This window comes from Clostridium sp. LIBA-8553 (genome assembly GCF_057782465.1).
Genome location: NZ_CM173489.1, coordinates 824,957 through 841,689, shown reverse-complemented (window position 1 = coordinate 841,689; position 16,733 = coordinate 824,957). Strand labels below are relative to the sequence as shown.

Genomic DNA, 16,733 nt, shown 5'->3' with positions numbered 1-16,733 from the left:
CTTTCTCCTTATTTTTTATAAATTAATTCACCTGAATAAATCTTATTTGTTCTAATTCCAGGCTTAATTTCTCCATTTATTGAGAATATATTATCACCATCTAGTAGTAATGCTTCTCCACATGGTGCATTAAATGGTACATCTCCAATTGACTTCCACTCATTACTCTTTGAGTTATAAATTAATATTTTTGTATTCCAAGAAAAATCCTGAGGATCTCTTCCAAAATACTCTTTCTTAAATTCAGCTAAACTCTCATCTTTTAAAGTATTTAAATTTTTAACAGCATCATCATAAACAGCCTTATTAAATCCACCTATAACAAGCATTTCATCATCATTTAATTTTACTGAATTAGCACCTAAAAGTGAAATTTCTTCATTTCCAATCTTAACATTAGCTACTTGGCTCCATGAATTATCCTTAATGCTATATTTATAACCATCTGTATATGCTATCTTGTCTCCACCACTAAATACATATATATCGTCGCCTAATAATTGAGCAACCGCTTGATTTCTAGTAGGCTCACCTGGAATTTCTTTTAACTCTTCAGTTTTTCCTGTTTCAATATTAAATTTATATACCTTATTGCTAGCTTTTCCATTTTGCTTTCCAAGGCCTAAATAAATATCCTTTTCCTTTTTAACAGCAAACCCATCACTGAATGTAAAAGGCAAATCTCCTACATGTTTTAAACTAACTTCACCCTTTTCATCAGTTGTAATAAGAGAAACATTATTCCCTTCCTCTTCATTAGGACTTCCACCTATATAATAAATCCCTTCCTCAGCAGTTATTGAACTTCCATAACCAATTTCATAATCTAATGTTGTATGATTTACTTGTTTTAAATTACCATTTTCATTCTTTAAAACATATATATCTGGATAAAGCTTTTTAGCTCCCCCTTTAGCTGCTGGCTCATCTGGAAAGTTAGCTCCTCCTCCAACAACTATATAATCTTTTGTCTTACCATAAAGCAATCCAGCCGTTCCTATATTTTTACTTTGTCCTTTTTGAGCCTCTAGTTCACCATCAACAGTCCACTTAATTGAAGTAAGCTCTTTATTTTTATTGTCACTATCATTAGCCTTACTTCCACATCCTGCTAAAACAAGTGGCAAGGTAAGTAGTATTCCATATTTCAATATTTTTTTCATAATTTTTTACCCCTCTCAAAATCCCTAAATTAAACTTTAAATTAAATGAATTATTAATTATTAGAACCACTTTCTAAATATTTTAAATTCATTTCTGTGTAAGACATTTCTTCACTCGGTGTTCCTTCATATAACAATCCAATATTTCCATTACTTAATTCTGTTAAACAAGAGTAAGCATAGTATCCTGGTTTAATTAACTTATTGTATTTCCAATCAAATTCATATTTAGGTTCCCCATTTTCATATGTTCCTACTTGATTGATTAATCCTACTCTTACAGTACCATTTACTCTATCTCTTGTACTTGAGTTTGGATTTGATAAAATAACAGCATCCTTTCCACCTACTTTTTTACTATAACTTATAACACTTAATTGACAGTATGGTTCAAAAACATTTGTATCTTTCTCTACTGTCTCATCCCAAGTAGCTCCACCATCAAAACTTGTAGCGATATTTAAATATCCAGTTAAATTTCTCATAAATAATTTTATTTGACCATTAGGCATTTCAACAGCTTGGCACTCAGTTAATTGATGTGAATCATCTGATAAAGTTTTAGAATTTATTATTTTTCCATTTTCTAATTTTCTATTATCATTTGGAGATTCTCCCATTGTCCAGTTCTTTCCACTATCATCACTATATATTACAGCACTAGATTGTTTACCCTTTTCATTTGTATAATAAACAGGAACTACTATTCTTCCTTTATGTTCTCCATTTTTTATTTGTATTCCCCTACCTGGAGCTATTCCTAAGAACTTCATCCAATCTTTTTTAACTTGGAAATTAATATTTTGTGGCTCACTCCAAGTCTTTCCATCATCATCACTATATACAAGATTTATATAGCTTGTACCCATTGATTTTAAAGGTGATGTGCTAGAATTTATATTATCTATTTTGGTTCCATCTTTAAATAAATCTCCTAGATTATTTGTTGTATACTCTGTCTTATTACCATCTTTATCATAGACTGCATTTTCTCTTACAGTAAATTCTTTACCTGATGAATCATAAAGACATAAATACTCTTTTCCATCAATATTCTTAAATCCACTTCCTAATTTAGCATTCCAAAAACCATATCCTGAAGGAAAATGTGTTACTAACAAAAATATTCTTCCAGTTTCATCGTCTTGAATTAAAGTAGTATCTATAACAGAAGATTTATCCGGATAATCCATGATTATCTTTCCTTCATCCCATGTTTTACCGCCATCTTCACTTCTTCTAACAGCAGTATCTATATCATTATAAGGTGCATCTGCTCCTCCTTGTCTTCTTGCATCTATAGAAGCTATTAAAGTACCTTCTTTTGTTTTAAATAAAGCTGGTATTCTATAGTTATTAGAGTTTAAAAATCCTTTGTAGAATAAATCCATAGGCTTCGTCTTAATTGCTCCATCCACAAGCACTTCCTCTTTAGGCTTAGTCTCTCCTGTTTTATTTATTAAGTAATCATCACTTACAGGTTCTTTATATATATTCATAAAATCTATATTTCCCTTAAAATTATATTCATTAGATTGTCCGTATCTATCAGTTTTTCCAATAAAAGCACTATCTAAATTCTCTATATTATTTAAAAACTTCGTATTGTCATCTTTAACATCTCTTACTAACTTTCCATTAATAAAAAGCTTATACCCTTTGTTCTTTTCAACTTTTAAAGCAACAGTATTATCCCCTTCATTTAAAGGCTCATCTTTATAAATATGTACTAAATTTTCAGTTCCCTTTTGTGTATCTCCTTCATTTTTTTGATTTCTAACCTCAAACCCAACTCTTGAATTAGTAACGTAAAAATTGAAATATCCATTTTTTGTTTTACTATTACTTATCCCTAATAAGCTTTGTATTTTAGAATCTTTTAAATTGAATTTTACTAGAATGGTACCTTGATCTAAGTTTTTATATTTTTCTAAATCTCCTGTAATGTTTAAAGCGTTAGATTTCTCTAGGTTGATGCTTTTATATTCTCCTAGAGAATTTAAACTCTCTCCATTTGCCACATTAAGCTCATACCCACTATTATTTTCTTCTGAGTTTAAAGTACTTCCTTTAACTAATACATAATTACCACTACTTATAACCATAGCAGCCGCTAAACTTAAAGTTATCCCTTTGTAATTCATTTTACATCCTCCCATAAATAATTTTTTATTATTTTGAAATAGCATTAATTTTTAATGCTAAAACATACGAAGTAAAATTTTTTCTTATTGTTTTTTATAATTTCTGGATTTATCTTTTAGAATATATTAAGTGTTATTTTTATGATATTTACTTATTTTGATAAAAAGATTTTTTCTCTTAGTTCTCTTTAAATCTTTTAAGAATATAATTTTTGAAATGCAGCGACTAAAATTTAATTACTAGAATGTTTAATAAAAATTATTAAATACTAAATGTATATTTAATTACTTTTTAGGGCACTAAAACATAATTTAAGTTTTTATTATAAAAGCAACTCCTCTAAAAAATTTTATTATTTTTGAAAACTATTTTCACAACAATAATTATTTGAAAATATTTTTCTTATATTTCACATTGTAATCCTTTTCTAAAGAAATTTCAATATAATAAAGATATTTTCATGGTAAGTTTTTCTATTGTTTTTTCACAAATTTATTATTAATCTTTATATTTCTTATATTAAATTTAATTTTAATATAAGAAATATTTATCAACTTACTCTAAAAATTAAGGGTTTTAGCCTTTAAATCGATATTTTTCTTATTAAATTTTATGTTCAAGAAAATTTTTTTCACTAAATTATATTTTCGAAAATAATTTTCTTAAATTTACCTATCAATTGTATAGATAAAGAGGATTATGGTTTATAAAAAAACCATAATCCTCTTTATCTATTTTTTATTATCTATTCTTATAAAAGGTTCTTCTACTTCCTTATCTATTAATTTGCCATAAGCTTTAACTTTTCTATAAGCATTTCCCCAAGTTTCACTTTTTCTATAATCACGTATGTCATCTAAATTAAATTCAGCTACAATTATTCCTTTTTCTAAATCTGTAGCCTCAACTATTTTATTATGAACATAATCACCATTTTCATTAAAAACTATAGGGCTATATGCACAGGAATATCCCCATTTTTCTCCTGGATAATTTGCCATAGCAACTCCCACCATATTTTCAAAGGCTCTTGTTGATAATTGATTTAGTCTAGCTGGATTCATATCACAAGCATTAGGCACAAAGATAATTTCTGCTCCTTTAAGCATTAGTATTCTAGCACTCTCTGGGAATTCTCTATCATAACAAATCATAACTCCTACTTTAACACCATTAAAATCACAAACCTTAAATTCTTCGCCTCCTTGAAGCAAAGCCTCTAATGAAAAATCACAAGTATGAACCTTTGAATATTTCATCAAAATTTCTCCAGTTTTATCAATTACTAAAGCTGTATTTTGTGGAGCTTTTTCTCCTTTTGAAAGATAGGTAATTACAACTCCAATTTTTAACTCTTTAGCAACTTCTCTAAATGATTTTACATAATTACTCTCTTCATCAATAGCTTCTTCAAGCCATTTTTTTCTTTCCTCTTCATATCTTTCATCAAAAGGATTGTCAAAGGTATCTTCATATGGCGGATTATATCCATTTGACCACATCTCCGGGAAAAGCACTATGTCTACCCCAAGTTCTTTTCCCTTTTTCACATATTCTAATCCTAGCTTTAAATTCATATCTATATTATTTTCAAAAGCTTTTTCTTGTACTAATCCAACTTTAAAACTTTTCATAAAACTTCTCTCCCTATTAATAATTTAATTTCCTGTATTCACCTTATAGATATTCAACATATTCTAATTCCTTAAATAGCCTCAAGCACTGATAAAATTAAACATATACCGTATTGAAAATTTAGGAAAAATTCTCTAAGAATTAAAATAAACTCATTTGAACTTTTTCATATCTGCTTTTATAATCTTTAATTATGTCATCCATCTTATATAGAAGTCCATATTTTTCACACTCTTCTTTAAATACTTTCCAAAGCTTTGAAGAATTCATAGGTGGGCACTCATATTTTTCTCCATAAGTGTCAATATACTTTTTTACTATTTCATCATTCCCATAGATTTCTTTTAATTTATTATAAAAATGTTCTCTTTGATTATGCCTTAAAGTAACTCCAAGTCCATAAGAAAATATAAATTTAGCTCCACATTCATGAGCTTTTCTAATAATATTAATAATATTTTCTTCACTATCATTTATAAAAGGAAGTATTGGCATAAGAAGTACTCCAACATCTATTCCATTATCGCTTAATTCTTTTATAGCCTTAAATCTCTCACTACTATGACTTACATTTGGCTCTATCTTTTTACATAAGTTATCATCATATGTTGTAATAGTAATTTTTATTAATACCTCTGAATGTTCTTGTATCTTTTTTAAAATATCTATATCTCTTGTTATTAAACTACTCTTTGTGGCAATACTTATTCCAAAATTATATTTATCTAATAATTTAAGTGCTTCTCTAGTAAGTAAATATTTCTTTTCAAAAGGATTATAAGGATCACTCATTGCCCCTATTCCTATTACTCCTTTTTTCTTTTTACTCTTTAAATCTTTTTCTATTATTTCTGTAGATTTTTCCTTAGCTCTTACTCTATCAAAATCTATTATATTATAACAACTACTCCTTGAATCACAATATATACACCCATGACAACACCCCTTATATATATTCATATTGTAATTAAGCCCAAACCACGAATTCTTCTCCATATATCCTGATACAATTTTTTTAGCTGGTATATACTCCATAAATTCCTCTCCTTCTATATATCTTATTTTAATTATATCCTTATTAAAATCCATTGTGTTTATAGATAAAAATATAATTTCTCTTTTTAAATTAGGCTCTGTTTTAGGTAAATATGATTTTTAACTAGTCCTTCACACATAGCTTTAAATTAAATATAAAAAGAGAATCACAACAAACCATTATGATTCTCTCCATATTATTAAAAATTACTATTCAATTCTATAATCCTACAACTTCTTTAATTTGGTGCATAACTCCATCTTCATCATTGCTCTTAGCTATAAATCTTGAAACCTTTTTTAATTTTTCATGAGCATTTTCCATAGCATAACTATGATATGCACTATCCATCATTTCTAAATCATTTAAATAATCTCCAAAAACCATAGTTTCTTCAAATTTAATATCTAGTAGATTTTGTATTTTTCTTATTGCAGCCCCTTTATTAACTCCATTTGCCATTATATCTAACCATAAATAAGCAGCTACAGTTACTTGAAGCTTGTCCTTATATTTATCAAAATAATTTAAGCTATTATTTTCTGCTCCTTCAAAATCACACATAGTAACTTTTAAGATTGTATCATCAACTTTTTCTAAATCTTCTACTATTTCAAATCTATCATAATACTTTCTTACTTCTACTAAAAATTTCTCATCATCACAATCAACATAAGCTGATTTTTTTCCACACAAAACAACATGAGCATTTTCTATAGTTTTTCCAATCTTAATAAGCTCGTTTGCCATTTCTCTATCTAGCTCATTTACCACAATTTCTTTTCCTTTGTAAACAACAAAAGTACCATTTTCAGATATAAATAACATTTCTTCTTTTATATCCGAGAACTTTTTAATTAAATTATAGTATTGTCTTCCACTAGCTGCTGCAAAAAGTATATCTCTTTTTTTAAGCTCATTAAAAACATCATAAAAGTCTTTGCTTAACTCCTTATTACTATTTAATAATGTTCCATCCATATCAGATGCAATAAATCTTATATTCTTCTTATTCATCTTCATTTCCTCCTAAGTAAAAAAGATATATGCATTTAGCATATATCAGGTATCTACAAGCTTTTCCCAAGTTCTTGTTATTTGGTTACCCACTCCAAATAAAAATCAAGCAAATTATATTATATCATTTTTAATATTTTGTTCATCTTATCAAAACTCATTTATATCACAATAAAAGTGCTTTAAATAAAAAAAATGCTATTTTTCTTGTTAAATAGCACTTTTTTTAAATAATTTAATATCTATTGAAAATATTACTTTTTTTGTATATTTATATTTTTAATATCATTTTATATAATATTATATTTAAATGATTATCTATATTTTATAAAATATATCAATATTCTCTTTTAATAATTTTCTATATACTTAACAACTAATACTTTATATGATGAAATATTATTAGCCAATACTTATAAATCAAAAGTTCTAATAATTCAATAAAGTTTAATCTAAAAGTAATGAACTTTTCAGATAATACTTCTAACTAAAGTCCAACAACCTCTTTAATTTGGTACATTACTCCATCTTCATCATTATTCTTCTCAGTTATGAATCTTGAAACCTTCTTTAAGTCCTCATGAGCATTTTCCATGGCATAACTATAATATGCACTTTTCATCATTTCTAAGTCATTTAAGTAATCTCCAAATACCATAGTCTCATCAAATCCTATATTTAAAAGTTCTTGAATTTCTTTTATGGCAACTCCCTTATTAACTCCACCAGCAGTTATATCAAGCCATATATCTCCTGCTATTGCTACCTGAAGATCATTCTCATACTTTTTAAAATATTTATGGCTATTTTTCTCTGATCCATTAAAATCACACATAGTAACCTTTAAAACTGTATCATCAACTTTTTCTAAGTCTTCTACTATTTTACATCTTTCATAGTATTTTCTAACTTCACCTAAGAATCTCTCATCATCAGATTCAACATAAGCTGAATTTTTACCACATAAAACAACATCTGCATTTTCTATGGTTCTTCCTATTCTTATAAGTTCATTAGCTACTTCTCTATCTAATCCATTAACCACAAGTTCTTTTCCTTTATAAACTACAAAAGTTCCATTTTCAGCTATAAACAGCATGTCCTCTTTTATCTTGTCAAACTCCTTAGCTAGAGTATAATATTGTCTTCCACTGGCTGCTGCAAAAAGTATATCTCTCTTCTTTAGTTCCTCAAAAACTTCATAAAATTCTGGGCTTAATTCCTTCTTACTATTTAATAAAGTTCCATCCATATCTGTTGCTATAAATTTTATCATATATATATCCTCCTAAGTAAAAAAAGTATAAACTATAATTTTCTAATGCTAAATTAAATATAAAAAATAAAGATTAATATATTATAGATATTTCTCTCTCTTCTAGTAATTTTAAAATATCTTCATTTGGTTTTTTATCACTTATTATAAAGTCTATATCTTCACATTTTGCAAAACTACAAACACCATCTGTATAAAATTTTTCATTTTCTGCAACTAAATAAGTTTTTAAGCTAGATTTAATTATAGCATTTTTCATGCTGGCTTCTTCTAAATTAAAATTACTTATAAAGCCTTCTACTAAATTTATTCCTCCAACACCTACAAATGCTTTATGGAATCTATAACTTTTAACATCTTCAACAGCTTTACCACCTATAGTTCCCCCTAAACTTTTATTATATATACCACCTATGCATATAACATCTATGGAAGGATGTGAATCAAAAAGTATTGCTATTCTATTCATATTTGTTACTACAATTACATGCTTTTTAGTATTTAAAAGCATATTGGCAATTGAGTAGTTTGTAGTGGATGCATCTAAAAATATAAAATCTCCATCTTTAATCTCATTTAAAGCAAGTTTTGCTATAATATCTTTTTCTCCTAGATTTTTCATAAGTCTAGGCATAATACTATCATCATGAATAGTTTGTCTTTCTAATATAGCTCCACCATAAGTCCTTTTAAGTAATCCTTCTTGTTCAAGTTTTTGAAGATCTTTTCTAATCATTCCTTCAGTAACATCAAATCTCTCACTTAAATCTTTAACAAAAACTTTTCCATCTCTTTTTAGTATTCTTAGAGTTTCCTCTAATCGTTCCTCCATGAACATAATCTTATTCTCCTTTTAACCTAATTAAACTCCAATTTATATAAATCTCTCAATTAAATCACTTTTTATCATTTATTATTATTTATTATTGTTTGTTCTTCTTATTTATTATTATATGTTATTATTTTGTATGAATCAATAAGAATTAATAAAAAACTTCTATTGAAATAATTATTTATTTCAATAGAAGTTTTATTTTAACTATAAAAATAATAATAAACTAACTGCCATAACAATCATTCCTGCAACTAGTCCATATATTGAAAGATGATGCTCTCCATATTTCCTTGCTGTTGGTAATAATTCATCTAAAGATATAAACACCATTATTCCAGCCACTGCAGCCAATAATATTCCTAAAGTCATGTCATTAAAAATATTTCTAAGTAATGTATATCCTATTATGGCACCTACTGGTTCAGACATTCCTGATAGAAAGGAATATAGAAAAGCTTTCTTTTTATCGCCAGTAGCATAGTAAATAGGTACCGAAACTGATATTCCTTCTGGTATATTGTGTATTGCTATTGCGATTGTTATTGGAATAGCTAAACTTGCTCCATTAAGTGCTGAAACAAAAGTAGCTAATCCTTCTGGGAAGTTGTGTATAGCTATTGCTAAAGCTGTAACTAACCCTGTTCTCATAAGAGCTTTATCTTTAAAAGATTCATTTTTAGAATCCTCATATATTAAATTTGAAGCTACATTACCTTCATCTATATCCTCAATACTTCTTGCCTCATGGGGATTTTCTTCTTCAGGTACAAACTTATCTATTAAAGCAATTATTGCTATTCCTACAAAAAATGAAATAACAGTAACTAAACTACCAGCTTTAAGCCCCATAGCTCCAATAAGTGAGTTTTTTGCCTCTTGAAATATTTCTATCATAGAAACGTAAATCATAACACCAGCAGAAAAGCCAAGACTTATACAAAGAAATTTTTTATTTGTTTTTTTTGCAAAAAATGCTATACAACTTCCTATTCCAGTAGCTAAACCAGCTAATAAAGTTAATAAAAAAGCTAAAAGTATATTATTCATTTCTCTTCCCCCTTCCATAATCAACTGATAATTATTATCAATTATATTTTATAATTTACCATTTGTCTATATAATCCTATTATTTTATAAAAGTTTTATGTTAAAACTCCTCTCATTTCTCTTTAAAATACTATATGCTAATTATATATTAACTCTATAAAAAATATTAATGCTTTAATCTAGATCTAACCATCCAAATAGAAATTATTATAAAAAATAAAAGATGTCATAGCATTTCAGCCTATAACATCTTTTTATCTTATATTTTTAATTATTCAATTTACAGATTTAGAATTTATTAAACATGAATCTTTCCACTATCTTGTATTTTATCTTCATCTATTTTAATGCCTTTTTTATTTAACCTATTATTAGTAACGCTTCCAAATACACAGTATATAACAGCTACTGTTGGAACTCCTACTAACATTCCAATAAATCCAAAGGCACTACCACCAATCATAATTGCAAGTAAAACCCATAGAGATGATAATCCTACTGATCCACCTACAACTCTTGGATAGATTAAATCTCCTTCAATTCTTTGAAGTACAAGTATAAAAATAATAAACCATATTGCTTTAATTGGGCTTATTATAAGTATTAAGAAGAATGAAGGAATTGTTCCTATAAATGCTCCTAAAATAGGTATTAAACTTGTTGTACCAACAAGAACACTTATTAGGAAAGCATATGGTATTCTTAATATTGACATACCTAGGAAACATAACGTTCCTATAATTAAGGCCTCAGTACATTGTCCAATAATAAAACCTGAGAATACTTTATTAATAGTTTGTCCAACTCCTAATATCTTATCTGCAATATCTCCTTTAAGATATGCATACATAACTTTTTTAAGTTGGCATATTAATTTTTCTTTGCTTGAAAGCATATATATTGCTAATACAAAGGCTAAACAAAAATCAATAATGGCTGTTGTTACATCAACTGTTATACTAACAATATAAGAGGCAAGTCCACCAAACAAATGAGTAACTGTTTTTAATATTTCTTGCCAAGCATTCATAACTTGATCCCACACCTTACTTAAAATCACTGTTGAATCCGCATAACTACTCATACTAATTTCAAATGATTTTAAATAACCTGGAATACTATTTGTAAGTTTAATAATGCTTGAAGTAATTTCAGGTACAACAAATAATATTATTGCAGTTATAGCACTTACTAAAACTATTATTGTGACTGTAATGGCTAAAGGTCTTTTAGCATTCCTAACCCACGATTTTTTACTATTATCTAATTTCTTAAATAATTTTCTCTCGAAAAATTTCATAGGTATGTTTAAAATAAAGGCTATTGCTATACCTAAAATTAGTGGTCTTACAAGATTTGTAATATATCCTAAACCACCAAAAATTGTGGAATATTTCATAAATATAAAAGCTAAAACTATACCATAAGTAACGACAATTAAAGCTCCTTTTAACTTTTTATCATTATAAAACACGTAATCACTCCCTTATCTAAGGTCTTATTATATTTTCTTATAAAAGCCAAATTGTTGTATATTGAAAATTTATCTATTTTTTTAAATATATCACATTGTTAACTATTTGTTAATATAATATTAAAATTTTATTTTTTCTAAATCATGTTTTAAAATTTATATATGTACTAAAAACCTATTTTCCCGTACGCTTTAAATACATTTTTACAAATAAACTTGGTGAATAAGCAGCTAATTTCATATACACATACATGCTTTTTCCATATCTATTTGTTCTCAAGGTTGCCCTCTTTAAAGCTTTTTTTACACTCTCATCTCTAAGTACTTTTAAAGTATCTTCCTTTGTTTTACTATTTAAAAATCCTAATATTTGATACATTATATGCTCAACTGTAAACTCTTTTACTATAATATCTTTTAAATTTCTCTCTAATTTTCTTTCTTCAATAAACTTAGCTACATCATCCATTGATTTTATTACTGTTATATTCTTGTATATATCAGGATTATTTGTTAAAGAATCCGCTCTTTGATAATAGAAAACCAAACTATCTTCTATTCCTCTAACTTTTTCTGAACTTAAAAGTGCTTTAAATATAAAGTTTAAATCTTCTGCACCATGAGCTCCTTCTAAAAATCTAAGATTATTCCTCTCTAAAAACTCTTTATTATAAATAAGACTTCCGGTCCAAAGTCTTATTTTATTATCCTTATAAGCATAAAAAACATCTTTACCTGACTTTTCTTTTCCAAACTCAAAACTCTGTTCTCTACTTACATTTATACTGTCATCTTCTTTTATCCTTTTATGGTCAAAAAATACTATATCAGGTTCATTAAAAAGATTTCTTTCTAAAATTTGAACTAAGTTATTCTCTGCAAAGTCGTCTGAATCTAAAAACAAAAGATACTTTCCTCTTGAATACTTAATTCCAATGTTTCTAGCAACACTTTGCCCACTATTTTCTTCACATCTAATAACTCTATGATCTATTTTAAATTTCTCTAAACATGTCTCACTAACTTCACAAGTATTATCTGTTGATCCATCATCAACAACTATAACCTCAAAGTTATTTGATGTCTGTCTCTCTAAAAACATAAGGTTTTTCTCTATATATTTTTCTGAATTGTACGCAGGAATTATTATACTTAAAAACTTATCCCTCATTACTGTCATCTTTCTTCAACTCCATTACAGTCTTAAATTATGTCTATTAATCTTTTTGAACTACTTTTACCCCTATTTCTATTTTTATTAATACCTTTTACACGATTATATAAGGAGTCTAAATTATTAAATTAAAATATTTCTTATCTTATTATTAGCATAATCAATCGCAACTTCTGTGTTTCCATTATTTTTTCCTCCACCTTGAGCTGCAAATTGATTTCCGCCCCCTCTTCCATCAATTAAAGTTATTGTGTCTTTTAAAATATCATTCATATTAACCTTTTTAATATCTCTTGAACTATTAAAAATCAGGTTTACTCTATCACCATTTTTTACTGCAAATAAAACTATAGAATTATATTCTTCAGTTATTTTATTTGCCAGTTTTCCTATGTGTTTAGTATCATCACCTTCAAAAATTTCATTAACTAAAGTAATATCACCAATTCTCTCTGACTTACTTAACATTTCTTTTATTTTATAATCACCTATTTCAGCTTTAATCTTTCTATTTTCATCTGAAAGATTTCTATTATTATCTAAAAGATTTTTAACAGCATTTAATGTATCGCCTTCTCCTGATTTTAGAAGTTTACATATTTCACCTATGATTTCATCTTTCATAAAGAAATCAGAAACAGCTCTCTTTCCAGCTACATACTCTATTCTTGTAGCATTTTTATGCTTTTCCCATCTTCTTATTTTTATGACTTGAAGCTCTCTTGTATTGCTTGGATGAACTCCACAACAAGCATTTAAATCTAATCCTACTATTTCAACAATTCTAATTTCCTCATCTGTTTTAGGTAAATCTCTTCTTGTTTTAATCTTTTTAAGCTCTTTTTTAGTTGGAGCGTAACTCTTAACCTCTAAACTTTCAAATATTAATCTATTGGCTTCTTTTTCCGCTTCTCTTATTGTCTTCTCATCTAAAAAACCTACAATATCAACTGTGCTTATTTCTTTACCTAAATGGAACCCACAAGTGTTTGCTCCAAATAAATCGTAAAAACAACCTGAAAGAAGATGTTGACCTAAATGTTGTTGCATTCCATCTAATCTTCTTTCCCAGTCTAATTCACATTGTAAGTTTTTCAAATTTTTAGGTTCTTTCTCAAGAATATGATATACTTTTCCATCTTCTTCATAAACATCAAGAACCTTAATTCCTCCAATAAGCCCTAAATCACCTGGTTGGCCACCCCCACCTGGAAAGAAGGCTGTTTGATCTAAGACAACATGAAATTTTCCATCTACCTCTTTAACTTCAAGAATTTCTGCTTTAAAGTCTTTTATGTACTGATTTTCATAATAAAGCTTTATCATTTTATCTTTACACCTCGATTACTTCTTTAATAATAGATGAGTTCTAACTTAAACATATTTTCTAACACATAAAATTACCTCTAAATTTTACAATTTTAAATACATAATAGCATAAATCATATATTGATAATGCCATCGTATTACTCAACTTTTAAAGGCTAAAGCACTAAAATATATTTTTAATTTTAAGTTCCTTAAAATATTTTAGAAACCTCTCTTATTTAAATTAAACTCTAAAATAAATTATATCATTTATTTACTAAATTAAAACTTACAAAATTCAAAAAGAATTTTAATAATTATATTAATTTGTAAAATAAATAAAAGCCATAATTTCTCTAAAAATATTAGAAAAATTATAGCTTTACTCTTATAAAAACTATTTTAAATTTATTTTAATAGCATCTCCTGCTCTCTCATAGTAGCTTTGATCTAAAAATACAACAGTATAGTTATCACCTGATAATGCCTTAGGAAATTCTATAACAAACTGTTCTCCTTCTACCTGTTTAATATTATAAGCGTATATGCTTTCTGTCTCTCCTATAGGTTTAATTTTTTCTCCTGTTTCATTATCTATAATATAGCTTGGTGCTCCATATATTGAATACTTTGATTCATAATATACCTTAGTTGTATCTCCATTACTTTCTATTTTATTAACCTTAGAATAAACTTCTCCATTATCTAATTTCACTTCACTTTCTCCAGTTAAGTTTAACTCTGTTTTAAGCTTCTTTGGAAAAGTAACTTCACCAGAAGAAGTTTCCTCATTCATATCATCTCTTTGTATATATGGAATAATTGTTAGACTCTCACAATCCTCATCAACCTCTTTAAGATTGAAAGTGCTAAATATTTTAGAGTTTCCATTTTCATCACTGTCTCCAATTCCGCGGCCCCCTTTTGGAAGTAAATTTTTCCCTTTATCATCAAAAATAACAAAACTTAAAGTGCTATAATCATATGGCTCTTTTGTTTCTACAACTTGTAAAACTGTATTTATAGGAGTTTGTATCAATTTAGTTAATGTTGCACCATTTAAATCTTTTCCTAAGTTTATATTAAGGTCTTGTTCCTTTATATTTTCTTTAACTAACTCATTACTTACAGGTATATTAAAATTCCACTTTCCTTCTACCATAACATCTTCGGTAATAGTTCCAAGGCTATTTATATCAATACTTAAATTAAAATTATCAGGAATTTCTATATCTCCCCCTAGCATATTTTCCTTTAATTCCTTAGGAGCAAGCCTTTGAGTTGCTACAGAATAACTTCTCTCACCAACATATGTGAAATCATCTATCTTTCTTGGACCCCCACTGAATCCAGAGTTTAACCATTTATCATTAACTTTAAGCGTAACATCAACTAAATCTAATCCCTTTTCTAGAGGTTTATCAGCTTGAATAGTATAAAAAACATCTAAATATAGGCTGTCATAAACAATTTTATTTATTGTTACTCTATACCCATTACACTCTTTAGTTACATTTAAATCAGAAGCATATTTATCATAATTTTCATATCTTACGTCATTAAACATTTCAAATATCTTTCCTATTACAAGAATATTTTGTGCATAGGTTGGCATTGTTACTCCAAAAATTAAAGTTCCGGCTATACAGGCAGCACATATTCCAGAAACTTTCTTATAATTTCTTTTTCTCTTTCCTAAATTATTAATAGCTTCATCCATTTTCTTATTAATATCCTCTGGTATTTTACTATTTTCCATTTTCAATTTATTTTTAACTTCCCTATCAAATAAATCATCTATATTTTTCATTAATTAAACCCTCCATTAAAGTTAAGTTCATTGAACTTCAAAATTTTTCATCAATCTTATAAAAATTGATTGTTTACCATAATATTTTTAAGCTTCGAAAAAACAATTCTAATATTTTTATGTTACATAGAACTTTTAAGTTTTTCTCTCGCTCTAGCAAGTCTTGACCTTACAGTTCCCTCTGCTACATTTAACATTTCTGATATCTCCTTTGTAGACATATCCTCAAAATAATATAATACTGTAGTCACCCTTAACTCTTCATTTAATGAATTAATTACAGAGGTTAACTCAATATTCTCATAGTCATCACTATAGACTTCTTGATTTTCTAACTTATCTAAAAATATAGTTTTTTTATTTCTTCTTAATATAAGATTGCACTCATTTATTAAAATTCTTATTATCCAAGTTTTAAAAAACTCATCCTTTTTTAGAGTTCCAATCTTTTCATAAGATTTTATTATGGTATTTTGAAGTGCATCCTCTATATCTTCCTTATTGTTTAAAATTCCTCTAGCAACCCTATAAATGCTCAACCTATTTTCATCTATAAGACTTAGAAAGGCATCTTTGTCCCCTTTTTTTACTTGAGAAACCATTGAGGTTTTTCTATGTTCTAAAAATGATAATAACTCCACAACTTTCCTCCTAAAATATAATAACTTAGCTAAGCTTTATACTTATTAGATGGTTCAACTAATAAAAATGCTCCCTATAAAAATAATTTTTATTATGTCTATGTTTTAAACTAGTGTTGATTTTTAGATAGGATTGTAAGACCATCTTAATGAGCAGTTAGTATTGCATCTC

13 protein-coding genes are annotated in these 16,733 nt (G+C 27.2%); all 13 read right to left on the bottom strand.

All coding sequences use genetic code 11. From position 1 onward, the window contains the following. Positions 1-8 precede the first annotated feature (8 nt). The 13 genes from AC2JAQ_RS03530 to AC2JAQ_RS03470 all read right to left on the bottom strand — a co-directional run bounded on the left by AC2JAQ_RS03530 (position 9) and on the right by AC2JAQ_RS03470 (position 16,561). Positions 9-1,163: a cyclically-permuted mutarotase family protein gene (locus tag AC2JAQ_RS03530; RefSeq protein WP_488457933.1), complete on the bottom strand. Its 1,155-nt coding sequence runs from the start codon at positions 1,161-1,163 to the stop codon at positions 9-11. Positions 1,164-1,216: 53 nt separating this feature from the next. Beyond that, on the bottom strand, positions 1,217-3,307 hold the full coding sequence (locus AC2JAQ_RS03525) for a sialidase domain-containing protein (protein WP_488457932.1): 2,091 nt from the start codon (positions 3,305-3,307) through the stop codon (positions 1,217-1,219). Between the two features lie 732 nt (positions 3,308-4,039). After that, the gene (locus AC2JAQ_RS03520; RefSeq protein ID WP_488457931.1) at positions 4,040-4,942 is read right to left on the bottom strand and encodes a carbon-nitrogen hydrolase family protein; all 903 of its coding nucleotides are present in this window, start codon (positions 4,940-4,942) and stop codon (positions 4,040-4,042) included. A 142-nt stretch (positions 4,943-5,084) separates the two neighbouring features. After that, on the bottom strand, positions 5,085-5,978 hold the full coding sequence (locus AC2JAQ_RS03515; protein WP_488457930.1) for an SPL family radical SAM protein: 894 nt from the start codon (positions 5,976-5,978) through the stop codon (positions 5,085-5,087). Between the two features lie 220 nt (positions 5,979-6,198). After that, the gene (locus AC2JAQ_RS03510; protein ID WP_488457929.1) at positions 6,199-6,996 is read right to left on the bottom strand and encodes a Cof-type HAD-IIB family hydrolase; all 798 of its coding nucleotides are present in this window, start codon (positions 6,994-6,996) and stop codon (positions 6,199-6,201) included. A gap of 487 nt (positions 6,997-7,483) precedes the next feature. Further along, complete coding sequence (locus AC2JAQ_RS03505) at positions 7,484-8,272, bottom strand: HAD family hydrolase (RefSeq protein ID WP_488457928.1); 789 nt, start codon at positions 8,270-8,272, stop codon at positions 7,484-7,486. A 73-nt stretch (positions 8,273-8,345) separates the two neighbouring features. Next, positions 8,346-9,110: a DeoR/GlpR family DNA-binding transcription regulator gene (locus tag AC2JAQ_RS03500; RefSeq protein WP_488457927.1), complete on the bottom strand. Its 765-nt coding sequence runs from the start codon at positions 9,108-9,110 to the stop codon at positions 8,346-8,348. 201 nt (positions 9,111-9,311) lie between these two features. Next, positions 9,312-10,154, bottom strand: a complete 843-nt coding sequence (zupT, locus tag AC2JAQ_RS03495) for a zinc transporter ZupT (RefSeq protein ID WP_488457926.1) — start codon at positions 10,152-10,154, stop codon at positions 9,312-9,314. 298 nt (positions 10,155-10,452) lie between these two features. Beyond that, a complete protein-coding gene (locus tag AC2JAQ_RS03490) occupies positions 10,453-11,628 on the bottom strand; it encodes an AI-2E family transporter (protein WP_488457925.1) in 1,176 nt (391 codons plus the stop codon). A gap of 175 nt (positions 11,629-11,803) precedes the next feature. Continuing rightward, positions 11,804-12,808, bottom strand: coding sequence for a glycosyltransferase family 2 protein (locus AC2JAQ_RS03485; RefSeq protein WP_488457924.1), 1,005 nt, complete (start codon positions 12,806-12,808; stop codon positions 11,804-11,806). A gap of 117 nt (positions 12,809-12,925) precedes the next feature. Further along, entirely contained in the window at positions 12,926-14,128 is a 1,203-nt protein-coding gene (locus AC2JAQ_RS03480) for an alanyl-tRNA editing protein (RefSeq protein ID WP_488457923.1), read from the bottom strand. Between the two features lie 379 nt (positions 14,129-14,507). Next, entirely contained in the window at positions 14,508-15,920 is a 1,413-nt protein-coding gene (locus AC2JAQ_RS03475; protein WP_488457922.1) for a DUF4179 domain-containing protein, read from the bottom strand. A 122-nt stretch (positions 15,921-16,042) separates the two neighbouring features. Beyond that, on the bottom strand, positions 16,043-16,561 hold the full coding sequence (locus AC2JAQ_RS03470; RefSeq protein ID WP_488457921.1) for an RNA polymerase sigma factor: 519 nt from the start codon (positions 16,559-16,561) through the stop codon (positions 16,043-16,045). Positions 16,562-16,733 lie beyond the last annotated feature (172 nt).